This is a genomic window from Nocardiopsis sp. SBT366, assembly GCF_001083815.1.
Classification (GTDB): domain Bacteria; phylum Actinomycetota; class Actinomycetes; order Streptosporangiales; family Streptosporangiaceae; genus Nocardiopsis; species Nocardiopsis prasina.
In genome coordinates this window covers 1-1622 of the sequence record NZ_LAVM01000170.1, presented here as the reverse complement: position 1 = coordinate 1622, position 1622 = coordinate 1, and the positions used below count along the sequence as shown (strand labels likewise).

1 protein-coding gene is annotated in these 1622 nt (G+C 74.8%); it reads right to left on the bottom strand.

From position 1 onward, the window contains the following. Positions 1 to 1622 (bottom strand): NADH-quinone oxidoreductase subunit F (locus ADX84_RS25070; protein ID WP_234004226.1); only part of this gene is annotated, 1622 nt, incomplete at both ends.

The following is a 1622-nucleotide window of genomic DNA, read 5'->3' as shown; positions in this document are numbered from 1 at the left end:
GGACCGAGGTGCCCACCCTCTGCCACGGGGACACACTCACCCCCCGCAACGCCTGCCGTGTGTGGGTGGTCGGGATCGGGGGCGCCGGAGCCGTCGGGGCCGGACCCGGAGTAGAGGCCGAGCCGGTCGATGGCGGACTCCACGGCGTTCCAGGCGGTCTGGCCCAGGCCGCAGATGGACGCGTCCCGCATGGCCCGGCCGACCTCCCGAAGCAGGGGCAGCTCCTGGGCGGGGGACGCACCGGAGCGCAGCCGCAGCAGCGACTCCTCCTGGCGCACCGTCCCCACCCGGCAGGGCACGCACTGCCCGCAGGACTCGTCGCGGAAGAAGGCCGCCACCCGGGCGAGGGTCGCGCCGAGGTCGGCGGTGTCGTCCAGGACCAGCACCACGCCGGACCCCAGAGAGGTCCCGGCCGCACGCGCCCCCTCGAAGGTCAGCGGGATGTCCAGCTCGTCGCCCCGCACGAAGGTCCCGGCCGCCCCGCCCAGGAGCACGGCCCGGATGGAACGCCCCTCGGGCATCCCGCCCGCGGCCTCGACGAGGTCGCCCAGGGTGGCGCCGAAGGGCAGTTCGTAGAGTCCGGGGCGGCGCACCCCGCCGGACACGCAGAACAGTTTGGGTCCGGTGGAGCCCTTCGTGCCCACGGCGGCGTAGGCGGGCCCGCCCATGAGGAGCACGGGGAGCACGTTGACCAGGGTCTCCACGTTGTTCACTGCGGTCGGTTTGCCGAACAGCCCCTTCTCCACGGGGAAGGGCGGTTTGGTGCGGGGCTCGCCGCGCTGGCCCTCGATGGAGCCGAAGATGGCGGTCTCCTCCCCGCAGATGTAGGCGCCCGCGCCGCGTCGGATCTCGATGTCGAACGAGAAGCCGGACCCCAGGACGTCGGAGCCGAGCAGGCCGCGTTCCCGGGCCAGGGAGAGGGCGTTCTCCAGGTGGCGCAGCGCGCGTGGGTACTCGCCCCGGATGTAGAGGTAGCCGTTTCGGGCACCGATCGCGTACCCGGCGACGGTCATGGCCTCGACCACGGAGAAGGGGTCACCCTCCATGAGGACCCGGTCCTTGAAGGTGCCGGGCTCGCTCTCGTCGGCGTTGCACACCAGGTAGTGCGGGGTGTCCGGCTGCTGGGCGGTGGCGTTCCACTTGCGCCCGGTGGGGAAGGCGGCGCCGCCCCGGCCCACCAGACCGGAGTCGGTGACCTCGCGGATCACCCCGGCGGGGCCGAGGCGCAGGGCCTCGCGGAGCGCGGCGTATCCGCCCGCCGCGCGGTAGTCGTCGAGGCTGAGGGGGTCCACGCGGCCGATCCTGCTCAGCAGGACGTGGTCGGGGGAGCCGGCGTCGGGAACGGCGGCCGCGGCGGGGGGTTCGGTTTCCCCGCCCGAGAGGGGGTCGGCGGCGTAGGTGGCCATGCTGGGACGGTGGCCGCCGGGGGAGTGCCCGTTGTCGACGTTGACGGCGCGGGTCGGGGTCGGCGGGGCGGCGTTCGCCGCGCCGTTGGCGGTGCCGTCGGTGCCGGTGGTGTCGTCCGGGGCGTGCGCGCCATCGTGCGTCGGGTCGTCCTCGGCGCTGGTCGCGGATCCCGTCTCCGGGGGCGGGGCGTCGGCGAGGGCGGCGAGGGAGTCGGG